The 24956-nt window shown below is 67.3% G+C and carries 16 protein-coding genes and 1 other RNA gene; 13 read left to right on the top strand and 4 right to left on the bottom strand.

Going from position 1 to position 24956, the window contains the following annotated elements:
• Window positions 1-41: 41 nt before the first annotated feature.
• Both GGR62_RS06755 and GGR62_RS06750 read right to left on the bottom strand, forming a co-directional pair.
• Window positions 42-2144 (bottom strand): glycosyltransferase, encoded by a 2103-nt coding sequence (locus GGR62_RS06755; RefSeq protein WP_184407154.1) that lies wholly within the window; start codon window positions 2142-2144, stop codon window positions 42-44.
• 24 nt (window positions 2145-2168) lie between these two features.
• Window positions 2169-2243, bottom strand: a non-coding RNA gene (locus GGR62_RS06750) — sX9 sRNA.
• Between the two features lie 193 nt (window positions 2244-2436).
• Here GGR62_RS06750 and mrcB point away from each other — a divergent pair.
• The 5 genes from mrcB to GGR62_RS06725 all read left to right on the top strand — a co-directional run bounded on the left by mrcB (window position 2437) and on the right by GGR62_RS06725 (window position 9415).
• The gene (gene mrcB / locus GGR62_RS06745; RefSeq protein WP_184407153.1) at window positions 2437-4881 is read left to right on the top strand and encodes a penicillin-binding protein 1B; all 2445 of its coding nucleotides are present in this window, start codon (window positions 2437-2439) and stop codon (window positions 4879-4881) included.
• Between the two features lie 14 nt (window positions 4882-4895).
• Window positions 4896-5420 (top strand): tetratricopeptide repeat protein, encoded by a 525-nt coding sequence (locus tag GGR62_RS06740; protein ID WP_184407152.1) that lies wholly within the window; start codon window positions 4896-4898, stop codon window positions 5418-5420.
• A 329-nt stretch (window positions 5421-5749) separates the two neighbouring features.
• Window positions 5750-7756, top strand: a complete 2007-nt coding sequence (locus tag GGR62_RS06735) for an ATP-dependent DNA helicase (RefSeq protein ID WP_184407151.1) — start codon at window positions 5750-5752, stop codon at window positions 7754-7756.
• 28 nt (window positions 7757-7784) lie between these two features.
• A complete protein-coding gene (gene tsaB, locus GGR62_RS06730; protein ID WP_184407150.1) occupies window positions 7785-8504 on the top strand; it encodes a tRNA (adenosine(37)-N6)-threonylcarbamoyltransferase complex dimerization subunit type 1 TsaB in 720 nt (239 codons plus the stop codon).
• Window positions 8501-9415, top strand: coding sequence for an ADP-ribosylglycohydrolase family protein (locus tag GGR62_RS06725; protein WP_184407149.1), 915 nt, complete (start codon window positions 8501-8503; stop codon window positions 9413-9415). Before tsaB ends, GGR62_RS06725 begins: the two co-directional genes overlap by 4 nt.
• An 80-nt stretch (window positions 9416-9495) precedes the next feature.
• Here the strand turns inward: GGR62_RS06725 and GGR62_RS06720 are convergent, their stop codons facing one another.
• Complete coding sequence (locus tag GGR62_RS06720; RefSeq protein WP_184407148.1) at window positions 9496-10371, bottom strand: energy transducer TonB; 876 nt, start codon at window positions 10369-10371, stop codon at window positions 9496-9498.
• Entirely contained in the window at window positions 10368-11318 is a 951-nt protein-coding gene (gene gshB, locus GGR62_RS06715) for a glutathione synthase (RefSeq protein WP_184407147.1), read from the bottom strand. The genes GGR62_RS06720 and gshB overlap by 4 nt, the downstream gene beginning before the upstream one ends.
• A gap of 237 nt (window positions 11319-11555) precedes the next feature.
• Between gshB and pilG the strand changes: the two genes are divergently transcribed.
• The 8 genes from pilG to GGR62_RS06675 all read left to right on the top strand — a co-directional run bounded on the left by pilG (window position 11556) and on the right by GGR62_RS06675 (window position 24864).
• Window positions 11556-11957: a twitching motility response regulator PilG gene (gene pilG, locus GGR62_RS06710; protein WP_023904776.1), complete on the top strand. Its 402-nt coding sequence runs from the start codon at window positions 11556-11558 to the stop codon at window positions 11955-11957.
• Window positions 11958-11974: 17 nt separating this feature from the next.
• A complete protein-coding gene (locus GGR62_RS06705) occupies window positions 11975-12337 on the top strand; it encodes a response regulator (RefSeq protein WP_184407146.1) in 363 nt (120 codons plus the stop codon).
• Entirely contained in the window at window positions 12337-12867 is a 531-nt protein-coding gene (locus tag GGR62_RS06700) for a chemotaxis protein CheW (RefSeq protein WP_184407145.1), read from the top strand. The genes GGR62_RS06705 and GGR62_RS06700 overlap by 1 nt, the downstream gene beginning before the upstream one ends.
• A 39-nt stretch (window positions 12868-12906) precedes the next feature.
• The gene (locus GGR62_RS06695; protein ID WP_184407144.1) at window positions 12907-14943 is read left to right on the top strand and encodes a methyl-accepting chemotaxis protein; all 2037 of its coding nucleotides are present in this window, start codon (window positions 12907-12909) and stop codon (window positions 14941-14943) included.
• 112 nt (window positions 14944-15055) lie between these two features.
• On the top strand, window positions 15056-22333 hold the full coding sequence (locus GGR62_RS06690) for an Hpt domain-containing protein (protein ID WP_184407143.1): 7278 nt from the start codon (window positions 15056-15058) through the stop codon (window positions 22331-22333).
• A 7-nt stretch (window positions 22334-22340) separates the two neighbouring features.
• The gene (locus tag GGR62_RS06685; protein ID WP_184407224.1) at window positions 22341-23528 is read left to right on the top strand and encodes a chemotaxis protein CheB; all 1188 of its coding nucleotides are present in this window, start codon (window positions 22341-22343) and stop codon (window positions 23526-23528) included.
• 33 nt (window positions 23529-23561) lie between these two features.
• Window positions 23562-24038 carry a chemotaxis protein CheW gene (locus tag GGR62_RS06680; RefSeq protein ID WP_184407142.1) on the top strand — a complete coding sequence of 159 codons (477 nt, stop codon included), beginning with the start codon at window positions 23562-23564 and terminating at the stop codon, window positions 24036-24038.
• A 250-nt stretch (window positions 24039-24288) separates the two neighbouring features.
• Window positions 24289-24864, top strand: a complete 576-nt coding sequence (locus GGR62_RS06675) for a GNAT family N-acetyltransferase (protein ID WP_184407141.1) — start codon at window positions 24289-24291, stop codon at window positions 24862-24864.
• The last annotated feature ends 92 nt before the right edge of the window (window positions 24865-24956 follow it).

Here is a 24956-nt window from a genome sequence, read left to right as displayed (position 1 = left end):
CCGCCCCGCCGCCACGCGCGAGTCACGCGCTCGCGCCACACTCAACCCTTGATAAACAATGCACGCACCGTGTCACGCGCTGCATCCAGCGAAAAATGCCGGGCCACGTTGCGTAATCCGTGATCGGCCAGGCGTTGCCATAGCGCTGGGTCCTGATAAAGCCGCACGATCGCATTGGCGAACGCGTCAGCGTCGTCGGCCACGCACACATCCTCGCCATCGCGCAGATGCATGCCTTCCACCGCACAGGAAGTGCCGACCACCGGCTGCCCGTGTGCCATGCTCAGATTGATCTTGCCCTTCACGCCGGCACCGAAGCGCAGCGGCGCCACGGCGATGCGTGCGGTCTCCATAAACGGCACCAGATCCGGCACATGCCCGTGCACCTGCACGCCTGGGGATTGGTCGGCGAGCAATCTCAGCGCATCCGGCATGTCCGCGCCGATGCAGTGGAAGATCACCTCCGGCAACTGCGCACGCACCTGCGGAAAGATCGCGCTGATGAACCACTGCACCGCATCCGCATTGGGTGGATGCCGGAAGCCGCCGACGAACACCAGGTCGCGGCGCTGCGCGAAGGAATGGCCGCTGCCGGCCACTTCATGCAGGTTGGAGAGCAGGGCGGTACGGATCTGCGGCGCATCCGCCTGCAATTGCGCTTGTTCGGCGGCCGAGACCAGCACGGTGACGTCGGTGGCGGCCATGATCTCCAACTCGCGCAGACGGGTACGCTCGGCGCTCCGCAGTAGATTGGCATCGCCAGCCAACTCGGCGCCGCGGCGTTCGCGCAGGTAATGCAGGTCGACGGTGTCGAACAAGGTGCGCGCCTGCGGCGCATAGCGTGTGAGCAACGGCAGACAGGCATGCGCGACGTGGTGACGCACCAGCAGCACCACCGCAAAGCGCGGGCCATGGGTGCGCAACCAGCTGCCGATGCCGTCGAGAAACGGCGCATACCAGACTTCCACGCCCAATTGCTGCAGCGCCTGCGTGTGCCGCCCCGCATGTTCGCGGCGGGTGGGCACGAACACCACATGCGCGCCTTCTTCGCACAACAGGCGGATCAGATTGAACTGACGTAACGATCCCGAATCGCGGTCCGGTTGTGGCACGCATTCGTCCAGGATCAGTATCTGGCGCTGGCCGCGATGCAGCAGTGCAGGCACGGGCACGCTGCCGGCCGGCAACTGCGTGGCCAGCACCTGCTGCCATTTTTCGGCGAATACGCGCTGGTTGCGCACCTGATACGCCTTCACCCCGGTACGCGTATCGGTGCCATTGCTGGTGCCTTCGTCGTGCACCACCACACTGGCCGGTTGCACCAGCACCTGATGGCCCGCCGCGCGCACCGCGAACGCCAGATCGGTGTCTTCGTAATACGCCGGCATGTAGCGACGATCCAGCCCGCCCAGTGTCTGCAGCAATGCGCGCGGCAGCGCGATCGCCGCGCCCGAGCAGTAGTCCATGGCACGCACGTACGCATGCCGCGGGTCGTCGACCGATTCGAAGCGGCCGTAACTCCAGGCGCTGCCATCGGCAAAGACCACTCCGCCGGATTCCTGCAGGCGCCCGTCCGGATACACCAGTTGCGCGCCGACCAAGCCGGCGCGTGGATGCTGCGCAAAGGTGGCGATCAGCCGATCCAGCCAACCGGGTTGCGGGATGGTGTCGTTGTTGAGCAGCACCACGTACTCGCCACGCGCCAGCGCGAGGCCGTCGTTGCAGGCGGCGACGAATCCGTCATTGCTCGCGCGGCGGTGATAGCGCAGGCCCTGCACCTGCGGCAGCTGCGCTTGCGTGGCATCGCTGCTGCCGTCGTCCACCACGACGATCTCCACGTCCAGCTGCGGCGGATGTGCCGCCAATGCGCGCAGGCACGCCACGGTGTGCTGGATGTGGTTGTAGACCGGAATCACCAGCGTGACGTGCGGCGCTTCGCTGTGCGGCACGCAAAACGCGGCAAACGGTGTGTTGTCGGGCAGCCACAGCGGTGCGCCAAGCGCGACCGGCGGCGCCTGCGTGTGCACGCGAATGCGCTGCCAGGTGGCGCGCCAGCCGCGTGTGCGCATGCTCGCCACACTGCGGTGGATCAGCCCAAGCACGCGATTGAACAGATAGCGTGCGTCGGCCAAGGACATCGACATTGCGGTGGAACTCCAACGTAGAGCGGCGAATGAAATGGAGCGGGCGGATGTCCGGTAGCCTGGACGGTGCGCAGGAACCGCAGTGTACGAGCGGTCCCTGCCGATTCCGAGCGCGGTGCGCGTCGGCGTGACGCTGCATGCCGCAATAATTCCGTCGGCCGCGCTTTGAGCGCGTTATGGACTTCGCACCCACCGCGAAGTCCATAACAGGCGCTAAGTCAAGGGAGCCCGGCATGCCGCAGCCACCGCAGCGCTGCGCTAGACTCGCCGGACTCTACATTCTCGCATCCCTGTGCCCCGACGCCACGACCACGACGCTCCCGACGATTTCGAGGACGATTCCACCGAGCAAGGCTCCCGCTGGCAACGCAGACTGATTGTCTGGGGCTTTGCCGCGTTGGCGCTGGCGCTCGGTTTTCTGATTCCGTACACGGTGTATCTGAACAAGCAGGTCACCCAGCGCTTCGGCGAACTGCGTTGGCAGATCCCGACCCGCGTGTATGGGCGGCCGCTGGTGCTGGCGCCGGGCAACGCGCTGGATGCGGCCACCTTGAAGACCGAGCTGGACGCGGCGTCCTACCGCGACGACGGGCAGGCCACGCTGGCCGGGACCTACCAGCAGGACGGCAACCGCTTCACCATCGCCAGCCGCGGCTATATCGATGTGGACGGGCGCGTGCCCGCGCGGCGGGTCGAGGTCAGCCTGTCCGGCGGACGTGTGGCCAGCCTGCGCGATGCCGGCGACCGCAAGGCATTGAAGACGGCGCGCCTGGATCCGGCGCGCATCGCCACGCTGTACGGGCAGAAGCAGGAAGAGCGCCGTCTGGTGCGCATGGAAGAAGTGCCCGAGCTGCTGGTCACCGGGCTGCAGGCGGTCGAGGACCGCGACTTCAACAGCCACCACGGCATCGATCTCAGCGGCATGGTGCGCGCGGCCTGGATCATGGCGCGCTCCGGCGGCCAGGTTCGCCAGGGCGCCAGCACCTTGACTCAGCAGCTGGCGCGCAGCGGCCTGCTCGGCATCGGCAAGGAACAGACGGTCACGCGCAAGTTCAACGAGATCTTGTACGCGGTCATCATGGAGGCGCGTTACGACAAGCGCACCATCCTGGAGGCCTATCTCAATCAGGTGTATCTGGGCCAGCGCGGCGGGCAGGCGATCCACGGCGTGTCGTCCGGTGCCGAACTGTGGTTCGGGCGCGAACTCAATTCGATGACCACCGAGCAGATCGCGTTGCTGATCGGGCTGGTCAAGGGGCCGTCGTATTACGACCCGCGGCGTAACCCGGAGCGCGCGCTGGATCGGCGCAACTTCGTGCTCGCCAAGCTGCACGAAAACAACCTGATCGACGCGGCCGAATACAAGCGTGCTCTGGCCGCGCCATTGGGCGTGCCGACCGAGCCCGGCCTGGTCGCGGCCAATCGCTTCCCGGCCTATGTGGACCTGGTGCGGCGCCAGCTGGCGCACGATTACCCGGAAGGCGTGCTGCAGGGCGCCGGCATGAGCGTGCTGACCGGCATGTCGCCGTCCGCGCAGGCCTACGCCGAAGGCGCGGTCACCGGCACCATCAAGCGCCTGGACAACAAGAAGCGCCCGCCGTTGCAGGCTGGCCTGGTGGTCACCGACGTGCATAACGGCGACGTGCTGGCGGTGGTGGGCAGCCGCGATGTGGCCAAGCCCGGTTTCAACCGCGCAGTCGAAGCGCAGCGGCAGGTCGGTTCGTTGCTCAAGCCGTTCGTGTATCTGCTGGCGCTGGCCTCGCCGGACCGCTGGGCCTTGTCGAGCTTTGTCGACGATTCACCGGTCACGGTGCAACTCAGTCGTGGCAAGACCTGGTCGCCGGGCAATTCCGATAACCGCAGCCATGGCACGGTGCGGCTGATCGATGCGCTGGCGCATTCCTACAACCAGGCCACGGTGCGCGTGGGCATGCAGGTCGGCCCGGAGCGCATCGCGCAGTTGATCCAGGTGCTGGCCGGCATCAAGGCCGACACCAATCCCTCGCTGATCCTGGGGGCGACCGATCAGAGCCCGTACGGCATGGCGCAGCTGTATCAGTTCCTGGCCGCCGGTGGCGAAATCCAGCCGCTGCATGCGGTGCGCGGCGTGCTCGATCCGCAGGGCAAGCTGCTCAAGCGCTACGACAAGACGCCCGCGCCGGCGCAGGAAGGCGATTCGGTGGCGGCCAACCTGATCAGCATCGCCCTGCAGCAGGTGGTCAGCGGCGGCACCGCGCGGCAATTGCTCGGCGATGGCCTGGGGCGGTTGTCGCCGGCCGGCAAGACCGGTACGTCCAACGATGGCCGCGACAGCTGGTATGCCGGCTATACCGGCGACCATCTGGCGGTGATCTGGATGGGTAACGACCAGAATGCCGAGACCGGCCTGTACGGCGCCACCGGCGCGATGCGGGTGTGGTCGAGCATCTTTGCCCGGCTGCCGACTGCGCCGTTGAAGGTCAGCGGCAAGGGTCTGGATTGGCAATGGGTGGAGGCGGCCGGCACCGGCGTGACCGATCCCGGTTGCCCGGGCGCGCGCCAGTTCCCGTTCGTGGTCGGGTTCACCCCGGCCCACGCCCCGTGTGCCGGCAATGCCCCCTCGATCGAAGGCGTTCCCGCCGACACGTCCGCCCCTGCCGAGCAATCCAGCGGCGGCGGCTGGCGTCGCTTCTTCGGTCTGGAAAAGAAGCCGCAAGAGCCTGCGCCCGCGCCGGCCTCACCTCCACCCGCGCGTTGAACCGGAGTGACCCGATGAACCACCTGCACCGTTTGCTTGTTGTTGCCGGCGTGCTCGCCGCACTCACCGCCTGCGTCAGTGCGCCGCCCGCGCCGCCGCCGACACCGGTGGACCCGACCACGCCCGCGCAACGGCTGGCCTTGATCGAACGCGAGGCCGGCGTCGACGACACCGAGCTGTCGGTACAGCCATTGCGCGACCCGCAGGTGGACGATCTGCGCGAGACCGCCAAGGCCAAGCGCCAGGCCGGCGATCTGGCCGCCGCCGCCGCCGCGCTGGATCAGGCGCTGGGCCTGGTCTCCGGCGATCCGGCCATCCTGCAGGAACGCGCCGAAGTGGCCGTGCTGCAGGGCGATTGGCCTGCGGCTGAGCGCTTCGCCAATCAGGCGGTGGAGCTGGGCTCCAAGACCGGCCCGCTGTGCCGCCGGCACTGGGCAACCATCGAGCAATCCAGGCTTGCGCGTGGCGAGAAGGAAAACGCCGCCTCGGCCAAGTCACAGATCGCCGGATGCACGGTGCCGGGCGTGAAGCGGTATTGAGGCGACCGGCTGAGCGGAGCCTTCAACACGACCGTGCCCGGCAGCCGCCGGACGCGACCGCTGTGCGACAGGGCTGCCTCGTGCGTGCAGCGCTGCAGAGCGCTTCGTCCATCCCAGACCGACCTCGCGGCGCGACGTGCGTCAGCCACGGCGGCGATGCATGGCGCGCCGCATGTGCGCTTGCCGACGACACAACGGTACGTCGTCGGATGCAACAGCCGAGCGTTGGCGCTTCGGCAACGTTCGGCAGTCCGCCAAGCGCAATCAAGGCAGCATCGCCGCACACGCGCTAGGCTGTCGCGCTTCTTGCCCGCTTTTCGTCCGCTCTCATGTCCCAACTTGCCACTGCCAGCATCGAGGCGCTCAGCGAGGGCGGGGCGCTTGCGCGTCAGCTCGACGCGTTCGCGCCACGTGCCGCGCAGTTACGCCTGACCGGCGCCATCGCCGAGGCGTTCGAGCAGCGCGACGTGCTGTTGGCCGAAGCCGGCACCGGTACCGGCAAGACTTACGCCTATCTGGTGCCGGCGTTGTTGTCGGGCCTGAAGACCATCGTCTCGACCGGCACGCGCGCATTGCAGGATCAGTTGTTCCATCGCGATCTGCCTCGCGTGCGGGCCGCGCTCGGCATCGGCTTGCGCAGCGCGCTGTTGAAGGGGCGCGCGAATTATCTGTGCAAATACCGCACCCAGCAGGCGCGTGGCGAGCCGCGTTTTGCCACGCCCGAACAGGTCTCGCAGTTCCAGCGCATCGTCGCCTGGAGCGGACGCACCCAGTTCGGCGACATGGCCGAGCTGGAAGCCTTGCCGGACGACTCGCCGCTGCTGCCGCTGGTGACTTCCACCGTCGACAACTGCCTGGGCACCGAGTGCCCGTTCTATAGCGAATGCTTCGTGGTGCAGGCGCGCCAGCGTGCGCAGGCGGCCGATCTGGTGGTGGTCAATCACCATCTGCTGCTGGCCGATCTGGCGCTCAAGCAGGAAGGTTTCGGCGAGATCCTGCCCGGTGCGCAGGCCTTCGTCATCGACGAAGCGCATCAGCTGCCGGAATTGGCGGCCAATTTCTTCGGCGAAAGTTTCGGCATGCGGCCATGGCAGGAGCTGGCACGCGATTGCATGGTGGAAGCGCGTCTGGTCGCCGGCGCGCAGGCCAGCCTGCAAGCGCCGATCCTGGCCCTGGACGAAGCCTTGCGCAGTCTGCGCGCGGGCATGGAAGGGCTGCCGTCGCGCGGCACGCAATGGCGCGCGCTGTCCAAGCCGCAGGTACGCGAAGGCTTCGATGCGGTGCTGTCGTCGCTGGCGCGGTTGGGCGACGCCTTGCTGCCGTTGCGCGAGGCATCGCCGGGCTTCGATGGCTGCACTGCGCGCGCGCGCGAAGCGCTTGCACGGCTGTCGCGCTGGCTGGGCGAGGACGCGCCGGTGCTGGATTTCGAGCAGGACCTGCCCGACACCGTCGACAACGATGTGCTTTGGTACGAGCTGAGCCCGCGCGGATTCCGTTGCCAGCGCACGCCGCTGGATGTCTCCGGCCCGCTGCGCGAACACCGCGAAAAATCCCATGCGGCCTGGGTGTTCACCTCGGCCACGCTGGCGGTGGGCGGCGAGTTCGATCACATCGCGCAGCGCCTGGGGCTGAGCGATCCGGTGACCTTGCTGCAGCCCAGTCCGTTCGATTGGGCGCGCCAGGCGCTGTGCTATCTGCCGCCGCATCTGCCCGATCCGGCCGCACGCGGTTTCGGAACCGCGTTGATTGCCGCACTGACGCCGGTACTGGACGCCTCCAACGGCCGCGCCTTCCTGTTGTTCGCCTCGCACCGCGCGCTGCGTGAAGCGGCCGAAGCGTTGCGCGGCGCGCCGTGGCCGTTGTTCGTACAGGGCGAAGCGCCGCGCGCGACCTTGCTGCAGCGCTTCCGCGATTCCGGCAACGGCGTGCTACTGGGGTCGGCCAGCTTCCGCGAGGGCGTGGACGTGGTCGGTGATGCCTTGAGCGTGGTGGTGATCGACAAGCTGCCGTTCGCCGCGCCCGACGACCCGGTGTTCGAAGCACGCCTGGATGCGATCCGCCGCGACGGCGGCAACCCGTTCCGCGACGAACAACTGCCGCAGGCGGTGATCGCGCTCAAGCAGGGCGTGGGCCGCTTGATCCGCAGCGAGACCGATCGCGGCGTGCTGGTGCTGTGCGATCCGCGGCTGCTGAACAAGGGCTACGGCCGCACTTTTATGAACTCGCTGCCGCCATTCGCACGCACCCGCGACATCGCCGACGTGCGCGCGTTCTTTGGCGTCGCCGAGCCGGTGGGCGACAATGGCGTCCTGGCGCTGCCGTTCGGCGACGCGTGATCTTCTCCTTCCTGCCTGCGGCCCTGCCATGAACGTTCTCGCATTCGAGACCTCCACCGAAGCCTGTTCCGTCGCACTGCACGTGCAGGGCCGCGTGCTCGAGCGCTTCGAGCTGGCGCCGCGTCGCCACGCGGAACTGGCGCTGCCATGGGCCGGGCAGTTGCTGGCCGAGGCGGGCATCACGCGGCGACAACTCGATGCGATTGCGGTGGGGCGTGGTCCGGGCGCGTTTACCGGCGTGCGTCTGGCGATCGGCATTGCGCAAGGCATTGCCCTGGGCCTGGATCTGCCGGTGTTGGCGGTCTCCACCTTGCAGGTGCTGGCCTTGCGTGCGCCGGCACAGGCCACGCACGTGCTGGCCTGCATCGATGCGCGCATGGGCGAGGTGTATGCCGGCATGTTCGAGCGCCGTGGCGACACCCTGCTGGAACTGTCGCCGGAACGGGTCTGTGCACCGGAGGCATGGGGGCTGCCCGGCACGCTGCACAACCTTGCCGGGGTCGGCAGCGGATTCGCTGCCGCCGATGCAGTGCTGCAACACCGTTTCGCAGCGCAACTGACCAGCGTGGATGCGGCTGCATTGCCGCACGCGGCTGATCTGCTCACGCTCGCGGTGCCGGCGTTGCTGCGTGGAGAAGGCGTGGCGCCGGAGCGGGTGGAGCCTGCGTATCTGCGCGACAACGTTGCCTTGACCCTGGTCGAGCAGCAGGCCGCACGCGCCGCCAAGCTGGCGGGTGGCGCGCCATGACCGACGCTCTTCAACGCGCGCGGTTTCGCGGCTGCCTGCTTGGACTGGCGGTCGGCGATGCGCTCGGCACCACGCTGGAATTCTGCGCGCCCGGCAGTTTCACGCCGATCGACGACATGCGCGGCGGTGGCCCGTTCGCGCTGCGTGCCGGGCAGTGGACCGACGACACCTCGATGGCGCTGTGCCTGGCGCACAGCCTGCTGCATCGACAGGGCTTCGATGCTGGCGACCAGATGAATCGCTATTGCAACTGGTACCAGCACGGTTACCTCAGCAGTACCGGCACCTGCTTCGATATCGGCGCGACCGTGCGGCAGGCGCTGGAGCGCTATCTGGATGGCGGCCCGGCCTTCAGCGGCAGCACCGATCCGCGTTCGGCCGGCAATGGTTCGTTGATGCGGCTGGCGCCGGTGGCGATGTACTACGCGCAGCGCCCGGATGCGTTGGGCGAGCGCGCGGCCGACAGCTCGCGCACCACCCATGCCGCTGCCGAAGCAGTGGACGCCTGCAGGTTGTTCGCGTTCCAACTGCGGGCAGCGCTGCTCGGCGGCACGCGTCAGGCGGTGCTGCAGACCCCGTGCGAGGCGCTGTCGACACCGGCAGTGCGCGCGCTGGCAATGCGCGATCATGCGGCCGTTCCGGCAGCGCAGATCCGTGGCACGGGTTATGTGGTCGATGCGCTATCGGCGGCGCTCTGGTGCTTCGCCACCACCGACACGTTCGCCGACGCGGTGCTGCGTGCGGCCAACCTGGGCGACGATGCCGACACCACCGCCGCCATCTGCGGGCAGCTGGCCGGTGCGTTCTATGGCATCGACGGGATTCCCGCCGCCTGGCGCGAACGTGTGCAGGATGCGGGCGAGATCGTGGCGTTGGCCGATCGCCTCTACGCTGCGGCGCAGGCCGCGTAACGCCGCACCTGACGCAACTGGCCAACCCAGGTTGCCAGGCATGCCGCAGGAAAACGCGTCCCGATCGGACGCGTCACAGCTCAGCGATCGTCGTGCAGCTCGCCGCCGGGCAGGAACAACCAGGTCCGCGTGACCTGCAGGATATCCACATCGTCCTTGGTCTTGGGCAGCGGCGGAAACGGCTGCGCCAGCTGCACCACGCGCAGCGCGGCCGCATCCAGTGCCGGGGTGCCGCTGGAGATCAGCACGCGGCTGCTTTCCACGCTGCCGTCGCGGCGCACGCCCACGCTGATCACCACCTTGCCGCCGAGGCGGCGACGGCGCGCCTCGTCCGGGTAGTTGAGATTGCCCACGCGCTCGGCGCGATCCACCCAGGCGCGCAGATAGTTGGCATACGCATATTCGCGGGTACTGGCCGAGACGAACTTGCGATTGGGGCGCTTGGCGTACTGCTCCGAGCGCAGGTGCACCTCGGCGGCAAGCCGGGCCATTTCCGCATCGCGCTGCACGCGCTGCGCATCGTTGGGCGAGAGCGGGTCGGTCTGGGGATTCGGTTGCGGGGTCGCGACGGTTTGCTCGCCGCGGCGGCTGGACACCACGCGCGTCTGCATGGGGTCCGGCGCCTGCACGCTGGTCGCGCGCTGTGCCTGCGGCGCCAGCCCGGGACGGTCCTGCGGCACCACGCCGGGCTGGCTGTCGCGCGGACGCTGGGCGGTGGCGTGGTCGCCGCCGCCTTGCTGGTTGGCCTGGGCCAGGAAATCGGCCTGCTTGGGCGTCAGCGGGGTGCTGGTCTGGCTGAAGATCACATCCAGCGTCGGCACCAACGGTGCGTCTTCGCTGACCACAAAGCCCACGCCCAGGATCAGCGCGCCGTGCAGCAGCAGCGAAACCACCAGCGTCGCGGTCAGCCGCCGACGTTCGTCCATGGCCGTCGGCAGCGCTGCAGCCGCCTTCATTGCGCGGGGCCGGCCTCGATCGCGTCGAACAGCAGCCCGGCGATGTTCAAGCCGAACTGCGCATCCAGCTCGCGCACGCAGGTGGGGCTGGTGACGTTGACCTCGGTGAGGTAATCGCCGATCACGTCCAGGCCGACGAAGCGCATGCCGCGGCGGCGCATCTCCGGGCCCACCTGTGCGGCGATCCAGCGGTCGCGCTCGGACAGCGGCCGGCCTTCGCCGCGCCCGCCGGCGGCCAGATTGCCGCGAAACTCGTCGCCCTGCGGAATCCGCGCCAGGCAGTAGTCCACCGGCACCCCGTCCACCAGCAGAATGCGCTTGTCGCCGGCAGTGATGTCGGGGATGAAGCGCTGCGCCAGGGTCAGCTTGCGGTTGCCGTCGGTCAGCGTTTCCAGGATCACGTTGAGATTGGGGTCGCCGGTGCCGCTACGGAAGATCGAGCGCCCGCCCATGCCGTCCAGCGGCTTGAGCACCGCCTGGCCATGTTCCAGCACGAAGGCCTTCAGCGCGGCCGCATCGCGGCTGACCAGGGTCGGCGGGCAGCACTGCGGAAACAGCAGCGCCGCCAGCTTCTCGTTGTAATCGCGCAAGCCCTGCGGATCGTTGACCACCTGCGCACCGGCGCGTTGCGCCACGGCCAGCACCTGGGTGTCGTAGATGAACTCCGCATCCACCGGCGGGTCCTTGCGCATCAGCACCACCTGGCCAGTGCCGAATTCCAGCTCGGCGAACGCGCCCAGGGTGAACCAGTCGTTCTTGTCCTCGCGCACGCTCAGCGGTGCCACCTGCGCCACCGCGCGTCCTTCGCGCAGGCTGAGCCCGCCTGGACGCACGTACTGCAACCGGTGGCCACGGCGCTGGGCTTCCAGCAACATGGCAAAGGTGGTGTCTTTGGCGATCTTGATGGAGGCGATGGGGTCCATCACCACAACGACGTCGAGCGACATGAGGCTAAACCTTTCGAACAGGCTGCCGATGGTAACTTCAAGCGGCGGGCGATGGCGCGTCCGGCGGGTCGTGAGTGCGCGACTTGTCGGTCCGGACACCCCCAAACGTGGTCGGAACGTCCGCCTGGCGGGCCCCCGGCAATGCGCCCTTGACAGTCAGCGCGGGTCTTGGGATATACATGCAGTTTCGTAGCGACGTCGGCAGGAAAGAAGCGTCGCACGTCCGGGGATATTTGCATGAGTGAACACATTGCTGCGGGTGGGGAACTCGCAGGACTGAAGGTGATGGTGATCGATGATTCGAAAACCATTCGCCGCACCGCCGAGACGCTGCTCAAGCGCGAGGGGTGTGAAGTGGTAACAGCGACCGATGGGTTCGAGGCACTGGCCAAGATTGCCGACCAGCAACCTCAGATCATTTTCGTCGACATCATGATGCCGCGCCTGGATGGGTACCAGACGTGCGCGTTGATCAAGGGCAACCAGCTCTTCAAGTCGACGCCGGTCATCATGCTGTCGTCCAAGGATGGCCTGTTCGACAAGGCACGTGGCCGCATCGTCGGCTCCGAGCAATATCTGACCAAGCCGTTCACCCGTGAAGAACTACTGAGCGCGATTCGCACGTACGTCCACGCCTGACCAGGGGGAAAGGCAACATGGCTCGAATTATATTGATCGAGGACTCGCCCACCGACCGGGCAGTCTTCAGTCAATGGCTGGAAAAAGCCGGCCATACGGTCGTCGCCACCGACAACGCCGAACAAGGGCTTGAGCTGATTCGCAGCCAGGCGCCGGACTTGGTGTTGATGGATGTGGTGCTGCCCGGCATGAGCGGATTCCAGGCAACGCGTGCGCTGGCGCGCGACCCGGCCACCAAGGACATCCCCGTGCTGCTGGTCAGTACCAAGGGCATGGAAACGGACAAGGCCTGGGGACTGCGACAAGGTGCCAGCGACTACATCGTCAAGCCGCCGCGCGAAGACGATCTGATTGCTCGTATTAAACAACTGGTGCGTTGATGCGCTCTCCATTCGACATTCTCGAAGACTACGAACGCCGTAGTCTTGCGCACGCCACGCCGCTGCCGGAACGCCAGTTCTCCACCGATATCTGGCGCGGGGTCGGTTACCGCGTCGGCACGCGCCGGTTGGTGTCGGACTTTCGCGAAGTCGCGGAAATCGTGCCGATGCCGCCGGTGACGCCGGTGCCGGGCGCACAGCCCTGGCTGCTGGGCGTGGGCAACCTGCGCGGCAATCTGTTCCCGGTGATCGATCTGAAACAGTTTCTGGAGGGCCGGCGCACGGTACTGCAGGAAGGCCAACGCGTGCTGATCATGCGCCAGAGCGGCGGCGACGTCGCGCTGACCATCGATGAGCTGTACGGCCAGCGCAGTTTCGAGCAGGTCCAGGCGGTCGAGCCTGGCGAGCTGGCGCAGGGCCGCTATGCACATTTCATCGACCGTGCCTTTCGCAACGAGACGCAGGACTGGGGCGTGTTTTCCCTGGCGTTGCTGTCGCGCACTCCTGAATTCCGGCAGGCCGCGGCCTAAGCCGCGACCCCGCTACGCCCTACAGATCGAGGTCGAACCATGAGTACCGCCCCGGACGCCCGCAAGACCAACAAGCTCGGCAGCGTCAGCACCAGCTTCTGGCTTGGCTTGCTGGTGTTGTCGATGATCGTGTTCGGCGCCAATACCGGCGTTGCCACCTGGCAAGGCAGTCGCCTGGCCGGTGCCGGCACCGGCGCGGCCGATCTGCAGGTGCTCTCGCAGCAGCTGGCCAATCAGGGGCGCGAAGCGGTCTCCGGCGACCCCAAGGCGTTTGCCGCCTTCAAGCAGACCAAGAGCCGCATCGACAGCACGGTCAGCGACCTGGATGGCCGCTATGGCCAGGAAGGCACGGTGGCCAGCCCGATGGCGCAACTCAAGGCCACCTGGGTGCCGCTGAGCAAGAATGCCGATCAGGTCATCGCCAGCGAACCGGCGGTGCTCGGCCTGGCCGGCAATGCCGAGCGCTTCTCGGGCAACGTGCCGCAGTTGCAGGCGCAGTTGAACGAAGTGGTGCGCGCAATGACGGTCAGCGGCGCGCCCGCCTCGCAGATCTATAACACCCTGCAGCAGGTGGTGGTGGCCGGCACCATGGCACGCCGGGTGACCGAAATGCGCGCCGGCGGCGCCAATGCGGCCGCCTCGGGCGACGCGCTGGCCCGCGACTCGGTGGTGTTCACGCAGATGCTGGAGGGCCTGCGTGCAGGCAACGAAGAACTCGGCATCGCCGCGGTGCGTAACCCGGCTGCGCTGTCGGCACTGGAGCAGTCGCAGGCGCAGTGGGCGACGATGAAGACCGACGTCGATGCCATCCTCGCCAGCTCGCGCAATCTGTTCGCTGCGCAGTCGGCGGCGGCCGCGCTGACCGCCGGCTCGAACAAGATGCTCGACGACAGCAAGAAGCTGTTCGACGCGTTCTCGGCGTTCGGTTCGGCGCGCGACACGCGTCTGTTCCCGAATTTCTGGCTGGGCGTGGTGTCCGGCCTGGTGGCGTTGCTGGCGATCATCGGTTTTGTGTGGAGCTCGGTGCGGGTGCGCTCGCGCGAGCAGGACGTGCGTTATCAGGCGCAGGTGGAATTCAACAGCCGCAACCAGCAGGCGATCATGCGGTTGCTGGACGAAATCAGCTCGCTCGGTGAGGGCGACCTGACCGTCAAGGCGTCGGTGACCGAAGACATGACCGGCGCGATCGCAGACGCGATCAACTACGCCGTGGACGAACTGCGCCATCTGGTGACCACGATCAACGACACCTCGGCCAAGGTCGCGGTGTCGACCCAGGAAACCCAGGCCACGGCCATGCAGCTGGCCGACGCGGCCGGCCAGCAGGCCAACCAGATCACCACTGCCTCCGAGCGCATCAGCGAAATCGCCGCCAGCATCGAACAGGTCTCGCGCAACTCCACCGAGTCGGCCGAAGTGGCGCAGCGCTCGGTGGTGATCGCAGCCGAAGGTGCCGGCGTGGTGCGCGAGACGATTCAGGGCATGGACCAGATCCGCGACCAGATCCAGGAAACCTCCAAGCGCATCAAGCGGTTGGGCGAATCCTCGCAGGAGATCGGCTCGATCGTGGAACTGATCAACGACATTTCCGAGCAGACCAACATCCTGGCGCTCAATGCCGCGGTGCAGGCGGCCTCGGCGGGCGAGGCCGGTCGCGGTTTCGCGGTGGTGGCCGACGAAGTGCAGCGCCTGGCAGAACGCACCTCCGGTGCGACCCGACGCATCGAAGGTCTGGTGCAGACCATTCAGGCCGATACCAACGAAGCGGTCAGCTCGATGGAGCAGACCACTTCCGAAGTGGTCTCCGGCGCGCGTCTGGCCGAAGACGCCGGCACCGCACTGACCGAAATCGAGCGCGTGTCCAACGCCTTGAACAACCTGATCAAGAACATCTCCATCGCCGCGCACCAGCAGTCGGCCGCAGCGACGGACATCACACAGACCATGGGCGTGATCCGTGAGATCACCAGCCAGACATCGCAGGGTGCGGAGCAGACGGCCGAGTCGATCGGCAACCTGGCCCAGCTCGCTGCCGATCTGCGCCGTTCGGTCGCCGACTTCAAGCTGCCGGCGTGACCACGACGCGGAACGGGAAAGGATTGCAGATGGCGCGTAGTCGCGTTACGTCGATGCAGGTAGTGACCGGGTGCCGCACTGGCGGTACATCGGCCGTTGTCAGGGGGCTGGAATGAGTGCGCTTCGCGATGCGATGAGTCACGCCGCACTGGGCTGGGTCAAGCCGGAGCTGGACGAGACGTTGCGCCAGGCGCGCAACGAGATCGAATACTTTGCCGAAGAACCGTCCGACACCAGTCGGATGCGTTTTTGCGCCGGCTATCTGCATCAGGTGCAGGGCACCTTGCGCATGGTCGAGCTCTACGCACCGGCGATGGTGGCCGAAGAGCTGGAACTGCTGGCCCAGGCCGTGCAGGGCGGCGAGGTCGCCGACCGCGACGAAGCCTGCGCCATGCTGATGCGCGGCACCGTGCTGCTGCCCGACTATCTGGAGCGTCTGCAGAACGGTCACCGCGATATTCCGATCGTGCTGCTGCCATTGCTCAATGAAATCCGCGCCACGCGTGGTCAGCCGGGTCTGAACGAAAGCGTGCTGTTCGCGTTCGATCCGCAGGCCGGTGTGGCCACCGAAGCCGAGCTGGATCATGCCCGCGGCAGTCTGAGCGGGCGCAATCGCGAATTGCTCGACACCGTCGGCAACGCGGTCAAGGAAGAATTGCTGCGCGTGAAAGACGCGCTGGATCTGCATCTGCGTACCGGCGGCGAGATCGCCGAACTGCAGACCCAGGTCAAGGACCTGGGCAGCGTTGCCGACACCCTGGGCATGATGGGCCTGGGCGTGGCGCGTAATGTCGTCGTGCAACAGCGCGATGCGCTGGCGCGCGTGGTCGATGGTCAGGTGCAGATGGATGAAGGCGTGCTGCTGGATATCGCCGGCGCGCTGCTGTACGTGGATGCCTCGCTGGACGATCAGGTTGCCAGCCTTGGCGCCGACATCGGCGATGGGAACGAAGCCGGCATCAGTGCCACCTCCTCGGAAGTGCGCCGCACTGTGGATGTGCTGGCGCAGGAAGCGATCGCCAATTTCGGTGCGGCGCGCGAGCATTTCGTCGCCTTCATCGAAACCAATTGGGATCACTCCCGCCTGAGCGATGTGCCGCATCTGCTCGGCGAAGTGGGCGGTGCGTTGCGCATTCTCGAACTGCCGCAGGCGGCCGATTATCTGGAAGGTGTGCGGCGTTACGTCGATCAGGAGCTGATCGGCAAGCAGCGCGTGCCCAGCGGGCGTCAGCTCGATACGCTGGCCGATGCGATGGCAAGCCTGGAGTATTACCTGGAAGCGCTGCGCGAGCGCCGTCCCGGCCGCGAAGAGATTCTGGACATCACCCGCAACAGCCTGGAAACGCTGCGTTACTGGCCGCTGCCGTCGGGCGAACCGTCCGAATTGCCGGTCGGCGCCGAGCAACCGGGCACGCTGGTCGAGCCGCCGCCGCTTGTTGCTTCGCCGAGCCAACCCGATCAGGCGCCGACGGCTGCAGTCGATGACCTGGTACCCACCGCGACGCTGGAATGGGCCGACGAAACCGTGGTCGAGACGCCGTTCGCCGCGAGCGTGGTGCACGACACTGGCGCTGCCGCCAGCGACACGGTGTTCTCGTTCGACCCGGTGGCTGCCGAGGAAACCCTCTCCGGTCAGGCGCATGTGCCGTTTACGGTCGCACCGCTGGACCTGTCCGACGACGGCGCGCAGGCGCCCGGCGATTGGCAACTGGACGCCAGTGCGCTGGCTGCACCGATCGCCACCTCCGCATTCGACCCGGTGTCGGCCGAGCAGGACGCCGGCGTGCCTGCCGATGCCGCGCAGGTCAGCTACACCGTGGACCTGAGCGCGCTGGAGCAGGACGATACTGCACCGCCGGTGGTTGCCGAGCCGGCGCCGCTGCAGATCGAGCAGATCGACCTGCCGGGCGATGCCGATCAACGCGAAGCACCGTTGGACTTCATCGCCCAGGCGCAGACGCAGCGTGCGCAGACCAGCATCGACGATGCATTTTCGCCGCCGCCGTTGCCGCCATCATTGCCGCCGCAGGAACTGGACGACCCGTTCGTCGAGTCCATGCCCGAGCCGCCGGCGCCGCCGGCAGAAGACACCGCAGTACCGGATGCGCCGCGCGTGCAGCAGGCGGTGGTCAGCGAATTCGAGCTGGACGATACGTCGGCGGCGTTCCTGGCCCAGCTCGACGCTGCCGCTGCGCAGTTCGATGTGGACCGACCACAGACGCCGCCGAGCGCTGCTGCGCCTGCCGATACCGATGCCGAGGCAATGCCCGAGCAGTCCGCAAGCGAACCGGCGCACGCCGGCGCCAACGCCGCTGCGGGTATCTTCGGCGGCTTCGGCGATAGCGATATCGACGACGATATCCGCGACGTATTCCTGGAAGAGTTCGACGAAGAACTGGTCAACCTGGGCCAGCTGTTGCCGGCGTGGCGTGCCGCGCCCAACAACCCCGACAACCTGCGCACGATCCGCCGGGTCTTCCACACCTTGAAGGGAAGCGGTCGCCTGGTCGGCGCCAGCGTGCTGGGCGAGTTCAGCTGGAAGATCGAGAGCATGCTCAACCGCGTGCTCGACAACTCGCGCCCGGCCAGTCCAGCAGTCGTGGCGATGGTGGAACTGGCGTACGAGGTGCTGCCGCAATTCAATGCCGCGTTGCGCGACCAAGGCCGCATCAGCGCCGATCTGCCGGAAATTCAGGCCGTTGCCGAACGTGTCGCCGCAGGCGACGAGGCCTACTACCTGGCAGCGCCGGTGACGACGGTGGCTGCGGGTGTGGCCGACATTCCGGCGGCCGCCGATGGGGTTGCCGCAAGCGGCGGTACGCCGGCGTCGGTGGACAGCGTGCTGCGCGAGATCCTGGAAGCCGAAGTCGCCACGCACCTGGAAACCGTCAACGCATGGTTGCAGGCCAACCATGCCGAACCGCAGTTGGCGAGCGAAGAATTGCTGCGCGCCGTGCACACCATGAGTGGCGCGTTTGCGATGACCGACGTGCCGGAAATCACCCTGGTGACCACGCCGGCCGAAAGTTACGTCAAGCGTCTGCTCGCCGCGTCGGTCATCCCGTCGCCAGAGGGTGTCGACGCCATCACGGCAACAGCGGCAGCGATCGCCACGACCGTGACCGCACTGCGCGCCGAGGCGCCGCTGATTCCGTCGTTCGCACCATTGGCCGAACGGCTGCGTGCGCTGGCGGACACGCTGCCCGAAGCGCAGTGGCCGCCGCAGGTGGCTTTCGACGAACTGGATGATTTGGACGATCTGGACGCGTCCGGCGAGACGTCAGCCAACAGCGAAGCGACGGTCGAACTGACCGGCGCGCAGGACCTGTCGCAGTACCTGGACGCGAGCACGCTGCCATCGACTGCCACCGATATCGACGCGCCGACACCTGTTGCCGATGCCGCGTCGCAGGATGCCGATGCGCATGCCGATGTCGAGGCATCGATTGCGGTGGACGAGCTGGCCGAAGCCGAGGCTGACGCCGGTGACGGCTCGGCGCTCGCGCTGGATGCGCCCGTGCCGAACAACGACGGGCAGCAGACGGCCGACGTTGCCGCGCTGGAGCAGGAACAGGGGGGCGATTCGCTCGAGACCGAACACGCAGCACCCGCTGATGCAGTCGCAGCCGATGCCGGGTCAGAGCAGGTCGCCGACGCGTTGCATGGCGATGTGGCCCGGCACGAGCACGCAGACGCTGCTGCATCGCCTGCTGTCGAGACGCACGACACGCCGTCCGATGAGCCGGTGGTCGACGCCGCCGCCTGGGATGCGACCGAATTGCAGCACGCCGGGATTGCCGACACCGCGTTGGATGAGCAAGCGCGCGATGTAGCAGAGGCGACCGAGCCGGTTGCAGTGGATGAATTGTCTGCTGCGGAAGCCGCGCTGGGCGACGCGCAGACGCTTGCCGCGCCGGAAACCGAACATGGCGATGCCGAGCGCGCAGAGGTCGAGCCGCCATCGCTGAACGAACGCGAGACCGTGCACGACCAGCACGACCAAGGCGATGGCACTGCAGCGGCGCACGACGCCGAGGCACTGTCGATCGAGGGCGTAGCGTCCACGGACCAAGCGCCTGTCGAGACCATCGAGGCATTGGAAGCGGTGCATGCGCAGCCGCCGGTGGCCGACGAGACGCCGGCCTCGATAGCCGACGACTGGACGCCCGAATCCGGCCTGCTGGACGGCGTATCGACCGATCAGGACGAGCGTGCTGCCACATCGCACGATGACGCCAACGCGCAGGCGCACCACGGTGAGCAGCCTGCCCACACGGTGGCGCCGCACACCGAAACAGCGTCGCCGCACGCTGCCGACGTGCAGGCGGGCGAACAGCTGCATGCCGAAGACACGGCGCACCTGGGCGAGACAGCGTCTTTCGAAGAGCCCGTAACCTCGGGCGAGCAGCTGGACCCGGAACCCGCGCATTCGTACGAACCTGCGCAAGCGCAAGAGCACCTCCATTCGAACGAACAGGCGCAATCCGATGCACAAGCGCACGCACATGCTGCCCAGGCCGAACACGCTGCAAAGGCAGCGCAGTCTGCTGAAGGCGAGCACCTAGCCTACGCGGAGCATGCTGCAGAAGCCGAGGACACCGCAGAGGCAGAGCACGCTGCAGCAGTCGAGCACAGTGTGGAAACACAGTCCGCCTCGGAACCGCAGCAGACGGCCGACGCGCTCCCCGAGCACACCATCGAATCGGTGCAGGTTTTCGAGATGGCGCAGGTGGCCGACCAGGTCGAAGAGGCCGGCGATCCGCAGTCGGAACTGGCGCCGGAACTGCATGCGGGCGTTGTTGCTGATGCAGATGTCCAACCCGAGGCCGAGGTCCACGCACAGCACCATGCTGCAGAGGCGACGGCCGCCGCGACCGCCGCGACGGATCACCTCGCGCCTTCCGAACACGGCGAGCACGCCGACCGGATCCAGGACGCCGCACAGGCCGACGCGTCAAGTGAACACGAAGACACTGCAGCCGTGGCCTTCAGCGCGCCGGTGGACGATGCCGCACCGGCCGACACCGCTGCCAACGATGCCGGCGCCGCGCTCGATATCGGCCCGCTCAACTTCGACAAGCTCGATGGCGAGCTGGTGGATATCTTTGTCGATGAAGGCCGCGACCTGCTGGACCATTGCGACGGCCTGATCGCCCGCATGCGCGAAGCACCGGAAGACCGCGAGGTCCTCAACGGACTGCAGCGCGACCTGCACACGCTCAAGGGCGGCGCGCGCATGGCCGGCATCAATGCCATCGGCGACCTTGGTCATGCGATCGAATCGCTGCTCGAAGCGGTGGCCGCCAACCGCACCGATATCGACCGCGACGACGTACGCCTGTTCGAACGCGGCTTCGACCGGTTGCACCAGTTGCTGACCCGCACCGGCATGCACCGCGCGGTGGCGATGCCCACCGACCTGGTGGAAGCGTTCGAAACCCGTACCCGTGGCCGCAACGCCGCCCCGCCCAGCGACGCCGATGTGCGTGCGATCGCCAAGGCGTCGGTGGAGCCGGCGCCGCTGTCGGCACCGGTCCCGGTGGAAGGCCAGACCGAAGAAGACTTCCTGCCGCGCGTGCAGCAGGAGCAGGTGCGCGTGCGCGCCGACCTGCTCGATCGCCTGGTCAATCACGCCGGCGAAGTGGCCATCTACCGTTCGCGGCTGGAACAGCAGTTGGGCGCGTTCCGTGGCGCCATGGGCGAGCTCGATCGCACCAATGCCCGTCTGCGCGACCAGTTGCGGCGTTTGGACCTGGAAACCGAAGCGCAGATTGTGGCGCGCTATCAGCGCGAACAGGACCAGGGCGATCGCACCTTCGATCCGTTGGAACTGGACCGCTTCTCCACCCTGCAGCAGCTCAGCCGCGCGCTGAACGAATCGGCCGCCGACTTGGGCGGTTTGCAAGGCGTGCTGGAAGATCTTTCGCGCCAGTACGACGGTCTGCTGCAACAGCAGTCGCGCGTCAGCTCCGAGCTGCAGGACGGCTTGATGCGTGCGCGCATGGTGCCGTTCGACGGCCTGGTGCCGCGTCTGCGCCGTGTGGTGCGCCAGGCCGCCACCGATACCGGCAAGCAGGTGAATCTGGCGCTGGAAGGCACCCACGGCGAACTCGATCGCAACGTGCTCGATCGCATGGTCGCGCCGCTGGAGCACATGCTGCGCAACTCGGTGGCGCATGGGCTGGAAACGCCGGAACAGCGGCGCGAGGCAGGCAAGCCGGAAGAAGGCAGCATCGCGATCCGTCTGCGCCGCGAAGGCTCGGAAATCGTGCTGGAAGTGGCCGACGACGGCGCCGGACTCGACCGCGAGGCGATCCGTCGCCGTGGCGAGCAGCGCGGCCTGATCGAGCCGGGCCAGGTGCTCAACGATGCCGAACTCGATGGCCTCATCTTCGCCTCCGGATTCAGCACCTCCGAGCAGGTCAGCCAGCTGGCCGGCCGTGGCGTGGGCATGGACGTGGTGCGCAACGAAGTGCGCCAGCTCGGCGGCTCGGTGGACATCCACTCGGTGCGCGGCCAGGGCGTCACCTTCACCCTGCGCCTGCCGCAGACGCTGGCGGTCACCCAGGCGGTGTTCGTGCGCATCGGCGAGACCACCTTTGCGGTGCCGGTGGGTTCGGTCAGCGGTATCGGCCGCATCTCGCGGACCCGTTACGAGTCGGGCGAGGGTGGTTACCACTACGCGGGCGAAGAGTACGTGCTGCACGATCTGGGCTCGCTGGTCGGCCAGCCGGTTGCGCGTGCCGATGGCCAGGCGCAGGTGCCGTTGTTGCTGGTGCGTGCCGGCGATCTGCGTGCGGCAGTGGCGATCGATCAGGTGCTGGGCAACCGTGAGATCGTGGTCAAGCCGGTGGGCCTGCAGATCGCGTCGGTGCCGGGCATCTACGGCGCCACCATCACCGGCGATGGCCGCGTGGTGGTGATCCTGGACGTGGCGCCGCTGGTGCGTCGTTACCTCACCCAACCGGCGCGTCCGGCGGTGGAAACCCAGACCGAAACGCAGCGCCAGGTGCCGTTGGTGATGGTGGTCGACGACTCGCTGACCATGCGCAAGGTCACCAGCCGCGTGCTGGAACGCCACAACCTGGATGTGTCCACCGCACGCGACGGTGTCGAGGCATTGGAGTTGCTCGAAGAGCGCGTGCCCGACCTGATGCTGCTGGATATCGAAATGCCGCGCATGGACGGTTACGAGCTGGCGACCGCCATGCGCGCCGACCCGCGTTTCAAGGCGGTGCCGATCGTGATGATTACCTCGCGCAGCGGCGAGAAGCATCGCCAGCGCGCTTTCGAGATCGGTGTGCAGCGTTACCTGGGCAAGCCTTATCAAGAGTTGGATCTGATGCGCAACGTGTATGACCTGCTGGGGATCGCCCGTGTTCGAGACTAATGGCGCAATGGGGACGCCGGTCGTCCTGCTGGGCCGGCCCGGTGAAGCACGCGAGCGGCTACGCGAAGCGCTCGGCCTGGCCGGCGCGCAGGTCGTGCTGGAAGACGAACCATCGGCGGTGGACGTGCAGATGCTGCGCGACGTCGAACCGGTCGCGGTGCTGGTGGCGCTGGAGCCATCGATCGAGGATGCCCTGGAAGCCTTGGAGCCCGCCTTCAACATGCCCGGCGTCACGGTGATCTTCGACGAGGCCGAGCTGACCGTGCGCCGCGAGGGTTGGGAAGCGCAGCGCTGGGTGCGCCATCTGGCCGCCAAGCTGCACGGCCATGCCGACGTCTTGCCGCCGGGCACCGAAACCGAACCGTCGCTGCACCCGGAGCCGGGGCTGGCGCTGGCGCCACGACAGCATTCGGATCTGCAACTGGATCAGCATCTGGAAGCGGCCGCGCATGTCTTCGAACGCATGCCGGACGACGCCTTGTTCACGCGCTCCGCCGGCGCTTCCGAGCCGGCCGTTGTGGACGACACCCCCGGCCTGACGCTGGGCGATTCCAGCACCTGGGGCCTGGTCGATGAGGTCGCCGTGGTGGTGCGCCCGCGCGCCGAGCCGGACATCGCCGTGCTGTCCACCGGCGGGCTGTCGCTGGTGGAAATCGAGCACAGCGGCGAGACCACCGGTGTGGTGCTGGTGATGGCCGGCATCGGTGGGCCGGATGCGATTCGTCGTCTATTGGCCGCATTGCCGCTGGATTTTCCGCGCGCGGTGCTGGTGCGCATGACGCTCGATGGTGGCCAGTACGGCAACCTGGTGCGGCAGATGGGCCGCGTGTCTGCGTTGCCGGTCGAGCTGGGCGAAGTGGGGCAGGCGATCGTTGCCGGCAAGGTGTATGTGCTGCCTGAAGAGGTCGGCGTGCAGCAGCGTGCTGGCAGCCTGGCCTTTGTTGCCCTGACCGATGCCGCAGCGCTGATTGCCGCGCTGCCGCCGGCCGACAGTGCGGTGCTGATGCTCAGTGGCGCCAACGAGGCGCTGGTGGATGCGGCGCTGGCGCTGGCCGCGCAGGGCGCTTGGTTGGCGGGGCAGTCCGCCGATGGTTGCTACGACCCGGCCGCTGCGGCGCGTCTGGCCCGACAAGGCATTTTGACCGGCGACCCGGCGCGCTTGGCGCAGGCGTTGGTACAGCGTTGGCCGGCATAAGCCGGGCGCTCCCTCTCAGATCGGAATGGTGCGATGAGCTACGCCAACAATGACGAAATCCGCGGCGTCCTGATCCAGGCGGGCACCGAACGCGTGCTGCTGCCCAATGCCACGGTGGCCGAGGTGATGTCGCGGGTGGCGGTCGAGCCGCTGGCCGACATGCCACGCTGGGTGGTGGGACGCATCGATTGGTATGGTTGGAAGGTGCCGCTGCTGTCGTTCGCGCGCCTGAGCGGCCTTGGCGACGAACCGACGGCGCTCAACAACAAGGTGATCGTGCTCAAGGCATTGGGTGGCAATCCGGCATTGCCGTATTTCGCATTGCTGACCGCTTCGTTCCCGCAGTTGATCTCGGTGCCGCGTGACGGCCTGTTGGCCGACGCCTCCGAAGAGGCGCTGCCCGACGGCGTGCACATGCGTGTGCTGCTGGGCGAGCAGAGCGCGTTGCTGCCGAATCTGGATGCGATCGAAGCGCAGGTGGCGCAGGCGCTTGCGGCGGTTGCTGCCTAGGCGCGACTGACAGGACGCCGACGCAGCGGGCATGCGCGTCGTGTCGGGATGCAATGCGATGGGGTGTCGGGCTGGCTCGGTGCACGCAGCGTGTGGCCACTGCACTTGCTGCATGCAGTCGGTGCCGATCCGGCAACTGGGTCGCGACGATGTGCTGCTTTTCGGAGACCGCTTACGGGGGCGTGATCTGCATGCGTCAGCCTGATACACGCAGCACGGACGACACGCCCAACGCGCGGCTGCGGCCGTCGTGAGCATCCCCGTGTTCGCCCCGCTGCGGCACGCCGATGGCATCGTGCTCTGCGACCTGGCCGTGGTCGACCCGGCGGCAATGGCCGATTACCACACGCGTAACCGCACACATCTGGCCAATGCGATGCCGCTGCGGCCGCCCGCGTTCTATACCACCGACGGCTGGCGTCGCCTGTGCATCGCCTACCGCAGTGCGGTACCCGGCGAGCGCGAACTGCAACTGGTGATGCTGCAGGGCGAGCAGGTCATCGGCACAGTGGGATTGACCCAGATCCAGCGCGGTGCGTTTCAGGCCTGCCACATGGGTTACGGCATTGACGCGGGATATCAGGGGCGCGGATTGGTGCGCTGGGCCGCCACGCAGGGCATCGCCTTCGCCTTCGGGCCGCTCGGCCTGCATCGGGTGATGGCCCAGTACGTCCCGGACAACCTGCGCAGTGCGCGTGTGCTGCAATCGCTGGGCTTTCAGATCGAAGGCCATGCGCGTCGCTATCTGCAATTGAATGGCGTCTGGCGCGACCATGTGCTGACCAGTAAATTGCGCGACGACGACCAGGGGAGCGGCGAGAAGTAGAGCGGCGAGAAGTAGAGCGCTGCGCGGGTCACGTTGCCGTGCCGCCCTGCAGCCGCTCCGCTGGCAAGCGAGCGGTGCATGTTGCTGGCTCG

The organism is Xanthomonas sp. 3075 (genome assembly GCF_014197275.1).
Lineage (GTDB): Bacteria > Pseudomonadota > Gammaproteobacteria > Xanthomonadales > Xanthomonadaceae > Xanthomonas > Xanthomonas campestris_B.
Note: the sequence above shows the minus strand (reverse complement) of the source record. Positions and strands in the feature narration are given on the sequence as shown.